4 protein-coding genes are annotated in these 8,241 nt (G+C 43.7%); 2 read left to right on the forward strand and 2 right to left on the reverse strand.

Translation table 11 applies throughout. The features are described from left to right. The first annotated feature begins 168 nt into the window (after positions 1 to 168). Both CXF78_RS08035 and CXF78_RS08040 read left to right on the forward strand, forming a co-directional pair. Positions 169 to 2,565, forward strand: a complete 2,397-nt coding sequence (locus CXF78_RS08035) for a TonB-dependent receptor domain-containing protein (protein WP_102036469.1) — start codon at positions 169 to 171, stop codon at positions 2,563 to 2,565. 133 nt (positions 2,566 to 2,698) lie between these two features. Next, the gene (locus CXF78_RS08040; RefSeq protein ID WP_102036470.1) at positions 2,699 to 3,658 is read left to right on the forward strand and encodes a carbohydrate kinase family protein; all 960 of its coding nucleotides are present in this window, start codon (positions 2,699 to 2,701) and stop codon (positions 3,656 to 3,658) included. Positions 3,659 to 3,748: 90 nt separating this feature from the next. Here the strand turns inward: CXF78_RS08040 and CXF78_RS08045 are convergent, their stop codons facing one another. Together CXF78_RS08045 and CXF78_RS08050 are read right to left on the reverse strand one after the other, a co-directional pair. Next, entirely contained in the window at positions 3,749 to 6,913 is a 3,165-nt protein-coding gene (locus tag CXF78_RS08045) for an efflux RND transporter permease subunit (RefSeq protein ID WP_257984868.1), read from the reverse strand. A gap of 9 nt (positions 6,914 to 6,922) precedes the next feature. Further along, positions 6,923 to 8,155: an efflux RND transporter periplasmic adaptor subunit gene (locus CXF78_RS08050; protein ID WP_102036472.1), complete on the reverse strand. Its 1,233-nt coding sequence runs from the start codon at positions 8,153 to 8,155 to the stop codon at positions 6,923 to 6,925. Positions 8,156 to 8,241 lie beyond the last annotated feature (86 nt).

Below are 8,241 nucleotides of genomic sequence, written 5' to 3' on the forward strand. Positions count from 1 at the left end.
TAATATTTTGTTGCTAACTTGTAACTTAATCGATTAAGTAAAAATTTAATTTAGTCTCTTGATTAGCCTCTGAGCTAGTTTGGGGCTTAGGTTGATTGATGAATATACTACTGATGTTGTTATGGGGAGATAAGACAACATCAATACACTCTATGTGGGGACATAAAAATGATAATAAGCACATCTAAAAAATTTGTATTGAGTACGCTAGCGGTGATGGTTAGTTCGAGCTTGTGGGCTGCTGAAGCAGATACTGCGGAAACCAAGAAAGACGCCATTGGCCTTGAGCGCATTACGGTAACGGGTGTGGCACGTGGAACACGTGTAATGGACTCGAGCGTGTCAGTGAGCAGTGTGTCGCCAGAAGATTTAGCCATTAGCTCACCTCGTTCATCAGCCGAAGCGTTCCGTATTATTCCGGGCATGAAGGTTGAATCGACGGGTGGTGAAGGTAACGCCAACATTGCGGTACGTGGTTTACCGGTTGCCTCAGGTGGAGCTAAGTTCTTGCAAATTCAAGAAGATGGCTTACCTATTCTACAGTTTGGTGATATTGCATTTGGTAATGCGGATATTTTCTTACGTATTGATTCTACAACACAAACTATTGAATCAATCCGTGGTGGTTCAGCATCAACAGCTGCCAGTAATGCACCAGGCGGTATTATTAACGTCATTAGTAAAACCGGCACCAGTGATGCTGGCAGTATTTCATCTACTGCAGGCCTAGATTACGATACTTTGCGTACTGATTTTGAATACGGCACCAGCATTAATGACTCGATGCGTTTTCACATCGGTGGCTTTGTACGCGCCGGCGATGGCCCGCGTGATCCTGGTTACACCGCGAACAAGGGTGGCCAAATTAAAGCTAACTTAACCAAAGAGTTTGACTCTGGTTATGTGCGTTTGTATGTAAAGCACTTAAATGATAGGAGCATTGGTTATTTGCCGATGCCAATGTATTCCGATGGTAGCTCAATACCTGGATTTGATGCTCAATCTGATACGGTTCATTCGGCTAACATGTTATCAACCCTGCGCTTAGATGCTAACGGCAATATCAGCCGTGGTGATATGCGTGATGGTATGAATCCGATTGTTAACTCGGTGGGACTAGAAGCCTCATTTGATTTAGGTGACGATTGGTTAGTAGAAAACCGTTTCCGCATCTCGGATGTGAGCGGTAATTTTATGTCGTTAATGCCAGCCGAAGTGGGCAACAGCTCAAGTATTGCTAGCAGTATTGGTGGCGCAGGTTCGACACTTATTTATGCTAACGGCGCTAAAGCAGGCCAAGCCTTTGACAGTGACCTAGCAATGCGGGTGCACAGTTTTGATGTGACCATGAATGACTTTGGTTCTATCGTCAATGACATGAAATTAACCAAGACGTTTGATGATTCTAATGTCACTTTTGGTTTTTATACTGCCACGCAAAATATCAATATGACTTGGATGTGGAACTCTTATTTGATGGAAGTGCAAGGCGATAATGCGGCACTTTTAGATGTGGTCGGTGCCGATGGCACTGAGTACTCAGATAATGGTTTATACGCTTATGGCGTGCCTTATTGGGGCAATTGTTGCCAACGTAATTATGATTCAGACTACACCATTAAAGCCCCGTATATTGCAGCGTCATCTAAGTTCGGCGATTTATCATTAGACGGTAGCGTGCGCTATGACTCTGGCGATGCCAGTGGTTACTATGCTGGCAATGTGCAATCACAAGTGGATATGAACCGTGATGGCGTGATTTCTCAGCCTGAGTTAAGTGTGTCGTCAATTGATAATGCTAACCCACAGTTAGTGAATTATGACTGGGGATACTTATCTTACTCATTAGGTGCTAACTACCAAGTGTCTGAAGATTTAGCTGCATTTGGTCGTATCAGCCATGGTGGTCGAGCTAATGCTGACCGTTTATTGTTTGGTAAAGTGAACCCTGATGGTTCAGTTTCAGACGAAGACTCAGTTGATGAAGTAGACCAGTATGAAGTGGGTGTGAAGTATCGTTACGATAATATGTCGGTATTTGCGACAGCATTTTACTCTGAAACCGAAGAGCAAAATTTTGAAGCCACGAGCCAAATATTCTTTGACCGTAAATATGAAGCCAAAGGGGTTGAGCTAGAAGGTGCTTACTACGTTGGCGATTTCGACTTCCGCGGTAACGTAACCTGGACCGATGCTGAAATTGTTAAAGATGCACTTAACCCCAGCGTAATTGGCAACACTCCTCGTCGCCAAGCAGATTTTATTTACTCACTAATGGGCCGTTATAACTTTGATAAAGGCTCTGTTGGGGTCAATTTGATTGGTACTACTGATTCTTATGCTCAAGATAACAATGACCTAAGTTTTGATGGTTACACTCAAGTGAACGCGTTTGCGTCGTACCAGCTAACCGATGTGTTATCAGTCGCGCTTAACGTCAATAACTTGTTTGATACTGTTGGTATTACCGAAGCCGAAGAAGGTTCGGTACCCGATAACAATATTATTCGTGCCAGAACCATTAACGGTCGTACAACCAGTGCCACAATTAAGTACGAGTTTTAATCGTTCATTGTCATTGTCTGAGTTGTAATAAGTTAGTTGTAGTCATCTTATTTGCAATGGTATTGGTTGCATTAGTTTTTAGAAATCCCTGTTAACAAGCCCATGCAAATGGGCTTTTTTTTGGACATTTTATATGAGTACATTATTGAGTTTTGGTGAAGTATTAATTGATCTACTGCCAGTGGGCCATTCTGGTTTAGTGCACGAGCCGATCCCTGGCGGCGCTCCAGCTAATGTGGCCGTGGGTTACGCAAAGTTGGGTGGCAGGAGTTTTTTTGCTGGTGGCATTAGTGCTGATAATTATGGTGTGATGTTGCAAGATGCATTGGCAGCACAAGGTGTTGATGTGAGTTGTTTAACATTAGTGCCAGATGCTGCTACTGCCACAGTATTAGTCAGTTTAGATGCTCAAGGGGAAAGAGCGTTTAGCTTTAATCGGCAAAGCACTGCCGACATGCTATACCGTGAAGCTGATTTTGATGCTATCGATTGGTCTCAAATTGATATTTTTCATCTTTGTTCAAATACATTTACTGAAAAGGCCATTTTCACTGCGAGTCTCTATGGTGCTAAAAAAGCGCATAAAGAACAAACGTTAGTCAGTTTTGATGTCAATTTGCGCTTGTCACTATGGCAAGACACTCGGCTGCTATCAGCTCGAGTGGAGCAATGTTTTGGTTACACACACCTGTTGAAAATGAGTAAAGAAGAAGCACTCTATTTGGCTCTAGAGCGTGGGATATCATTTGACGATTATTTAGCATTCTGTATTGAGCAAGGGGTGACGTTAATTTTAGTGACCAATGGTGCTGAGTCCGTTTTATGCCACAGTGCCGAGTTTTCCTTTGAGTTGCCGGTGCCTAAAATTGTTGCCATAGATACTACTGCCGCCGGAGATAGCTTTGTTGCGGGGTTTTTATTTGAACTCGGCCGTGATGAAGGATATTTTACTCCTGGGCCTTTAGTGCAAAAATTGCTTAATCGAGTGAACGTTCGAACTTCTGCCGAGTTTGCGATTAAGTGTGGTGCGATAACCTGTACGACAAAAGGCGCTTTTCCTGCTCTGCCCGTTTTGGAACAAGTGCAATCGTGAATCAGATTTGTGTAAATGAGTTATTTCGCAATAAAAAAGAGGTCACCTTAGGTGACCTCTTTTTTTGTTATCACTGAATCAATAACGTGGTTAATCGTGCGTTATGGCCGATTCGGCGAGCTCGGTTTTATTTTTCCCACGTTTTGCTAGGGCATAATAAAACAGTGGCGTTAATATAAGGCCAAAAATAGTCACCCCAATCATGCCAGAGAATACTGCAACACCCATTGCTTGACGCATTTCTGAACCAGGTCCGCTAGAAAACACCATAGGTACCACACCCATAATGAAGGCTATCGAGGTCATTAAAATAGGCCGTAAACGTAAGCGACCGGCTTCAAGTATGGCCTCCAATGGTTCCATGCCATCATCTTGTAACTCTTTGGCAAACTCAACAATTAGAATGGCATTTTTGGTTGCCAGCCCCACCAGTACAATTAACCCAATCTGGGTAAAGATATTGTTATCTCCACCATAGATAAGCACCCCAGTTAATGCCGATAACAGCGTCATTGGGATAATCAGAATAATGGCTATTGGTAAGCTTAAGCTTTCATATTGCGCGGCTAATACCATAAACACTAACAAGATAATTAATGGGTAAATATAGGCGCCTGCATTACCTGCCAAAATCTGTTGGTAGGTGATCTCAGTCCACTCGTATGTCATACCATTAGGTAGGGTTTCAGCTAGAATCTTTTCAATTGCAGCTTGCGCCTCACCGCTACTAAATCCGGGTGCAGCACCACCATTTAATTCCGCAGTGGTAAAACCGTTGTAATGCATGACTCGGTCTGGACCAGATGAATTGGTGACATTAATAAATGAACCAATAGGCACCATTTCACCTTGGTGGTTACGTACTTTTAGTTGGGCGATTTGTTCAGGCGTTTGTCTAAACTGTTCATCTGCCTGTACGTTCACTTGATAAGTACGGCCAAACTGGTTGAAGTCGTTGGCGTAAACCGAACCCATGTATCCCTGCAGGGTGGAGAACAATTCGTCTAACGACACCGATTGTTGTTTGGCTTTAGTGCGATCGATGTTCACTTCAAGTTGTGGCACATTGACTTGATAACTCGAAAATACTCCCGCTAGCTCTGGCGTTGCCCATGCTTTTTGCATCACTTGCATGGTCACTTTATACAACTCTTCGTAACCGTAATTAGCACGATCTTGAATTTGTAATCTAAAACCACCAATGGTGCCTAAGCCTTGCACTGGCGGTGGCGGGAAAATCGCAATAAATGCGCCGTTAATCGAGGCAAATTTTTGATTTAACGCGGCAGCAATAGCACCTGCTGATAATGATGGATCTTTGCGATCGGCAAAGTCATCCAGCGGGGTAAACAAAATGGCGCTGTTAGTACTATTGGTAAAGCCATTAATGCTTAAACCAGGGAAGGCTACAGCATGGGCTACACCCGGTTGATCTAGTGCAATACGTGACATTTCTTTCACGATAGCTTCAGTGCGATCTAATGATGCAGCATCAGGTAGTTGGGCAAAGGCAATAAGATATTGTTTATCTTGCCCAGGCACATAACCTGTTGGGGTATTGGCAAACTGTAAGCCTGTTAAGCCGACTAAACCAATATACAAAATACCAATGACAGCACCAAAACGAATGATTTTCTTCACTAACCAGCCGTAACCGTTAGACATACGCGCAAACATGCGGTTAAACGGATTAAATAACCAGCCTCCGAGCAGCTTATCCATACCACGGGTCAGCATATCTTTTTTCTCGTGATGACCTTTAAGCAATAATGCCGATAATGCAGGGCTAAGGGTTAACGAGTTAATCGCCGAAATAAAGGTGGAGATGGTAATGGTTAACGCGAACTGCTTATAAAATTGCCCGGTTAAGCCTGACATAAATGCAGTTGGAATAAATACCGCCGCCAGTACCAATGTGGTTGCAATAATCGGACCGGTCACTTCTTTCATTGCCTTTTGAGTGGCAGCAACGGGCGATAATCCGTCTGAGATATTTCGCTCAACGTTTTCAACCACAACAATCGCATCATCGACCACGATACCAATCGCCAGCACTAAGCCAAACAGTGATAAGGCGTTCAGCGAAAAGCCCATTAGGTGCATAAAGGCGAATGTACCCACAAGTGATACTGGAACCGCCACTAATGGAATAATGGATGCGCGCCACGTTTGTAAAAACAGCACTACCACTAATACAACCAGCAATAATGCTTCAACCAGTGTTTGTACTACAGCTTTAATTGAGCCACGCACGAACACGGTTGGATCGTAGACGATGTCGTAGGTTAAGCCTTCTGGAAATGACTTAGACAACTCAGCCATTTTAGAACGGACATCATCAGATATTTGAATCGCGTTAGAACCCGAGGCCTGGAACACAGGTAATGCAGCCGCGTCTTTATTGTCTAACATTGAGCGTAGGGCGTAAGTCGATGCACCTAATTCAACCCGGGCAACATCTTTTAAACGAGTGATCTGACCTTGATCACCTACTTTAACAATAATGTCTTCGAACTCTTCAACGTTGGATAAACGGCCTTTAACGTTAATCAGTAATTGGAAATCACTGTCGCCACTAGGTTGCGCGCCTAAACTGCCGGCTGCGGCTTGTTGGTTTTGCTCACGAATAGCGGCAACAATATTACTCGGTGATAATCCGATTGCTGCTACTTTATTAGGGTCTAGCCACACTCGCATGCTGTAGTCGCCAGCGCCAAACACACGCACAGCACCCACACCAGTAATACGAGCTAATTCATCTTTTACTTTCAATACCGCATAGTTAGACAGGTATAACATGTCGTAACGGTCGTCGGGCGAGGTTAAATGCACCACCATGGTTAAGCTAGGTGATGATTTTTCAGTGACAATACCTAAGCGTTGTACTTCTTCTGGTAAACGAGGTTTTGCTCGTTCGACCCGGCTTTGGACTTGGGTTTGAGCTAAATCAACATCAGTACCAATCGCAAAGGTGATGGTTAGCGTCATGCGGCCATCTGAAGTGGCTTGCGAAGACATGTACAACATGTTTTCTACGCCGTTAATCTCTTGCTCTAGCGGTGATGCAACGGTTTCAGCAATGATTTTAGGGTTAGCACCTGGGTAGTTTGCCGTAACAACTACCGTTGGCGGCACGACCTCTGGATACTCGGTAATCGGTAATTGCCATACTGCGATCGCGCCTGAAATAAAGAACAGCAGTGATAGCACAGCAGCAAAAATAGGTCTTTTAATAAAGAATTGAGACAACATTATGTGGTTTCCTTAACCCTGACTTGCATCATCAGCAACGCGTGCTGTTAATGGCTGGTTATCGAGGAGGCGTTGCGCTTGATGTAATGCTTCTAATTTGTCGATATCGGCCATGTCTGTAAGGTTTGGCTCAATAGTGACGTTAGGGCGTACCTTCTGCAGACTGTTTACCACGATGGTATCGTTAGGAGATAAACCGGCAGTAATAATACGTAAACCGTGAAGCTTCTCACCTAGGCTAACGCTACGATACTCAAGGGTGTTTTTGTCATTCACCACCAGAACAAACTTGTTATTTAAGTCGGTGAAAATAGCTTTATCGTCAATTAGAATGCTGTCGTATGACTCGCTACCCGCAATGCTGATGCGGGCAAATAAGCCGGGTAATAATTGATTGTCTTGGTTGGCAAAATTAGCTCGAACGCGGATAGTACCTGTTTGCTGGTCAACCGTATTATCGACAAAGTCGATCACACCCTGATGATTAAAATTGGTTTCATTTGCTAGTGCCATGACCACTGCATTATTGCCCAAACGTGGATTTTGACGTTTGTTCTCGAACGATAACGCGGCATACTTTAAATAGGTTCGCTCGTCGATATCGAAGTAAGCGTACATATGCGATGTAGACACTAAGCTGGTGAGATGCGTTTGTCCGGCGGTGACATAATTACCTGCCGTTTCATTTGCGTATGAAACTCGACCCGTAATTGGGGCGGTAACATGAGTATATTCAACGTTAAGTTGGGCACGGGTCAACGCGGCTTTAACTGATGCAACTGCGGCAGCAGTTTGGTGCATGTTAGAGCGACGAGTATCAATAAGCTCTTCTGAAACCGCTTTTTGATGGAACAGCTTATTGGCTCGTTCATAGTCATTTTCAGCAAGTTGGTTAGCAGATATTGCACTGGTTAATTCTGCTTTAAGACGCTCATATTCAGCCGTAAATACACTCGAGTCGATGGTAAATAACACATCGCCTTTTTGCACTAGCGCGCCTTCTTTAAAGTTAATCGATTCAATATAACCTGACACGCGAGGTACCAAAGTAACCTTTTCTGGTGCTTGTAAGCGTCCAGTAAATTGATCCCACTCGGTAATGCGTTCATAAAGTACGTTGGCAACATCCACCTTAGGCGCTGCGGGTGTATTCGCTTGTTGTGCTGGTTGCTTTCCGCACGCCACTAATAGTAATGCCGTTAGGCTTACTAACAAAGTGATTTTAATTGATTTTAACGTCTTCATGGTGCTGTCCTCTAATCCATAGCATTTACGTTATTTAACAAGCTATTGGGTGCGTTACTTTTGTCTTTGGCTATGTTTTTATACCA

Origin of the sequence: Shewanella sp. 11B5 (assembly GCF_002836795.1) — a bacterium.
GTDB classification, from domain to species: domain Bacteria; phylum Pseudomonadota; class Gammaproteobacteria; order Enterobacterales; family Shewanellaceae; genus Shewanella; species Shewanella frigidimarina.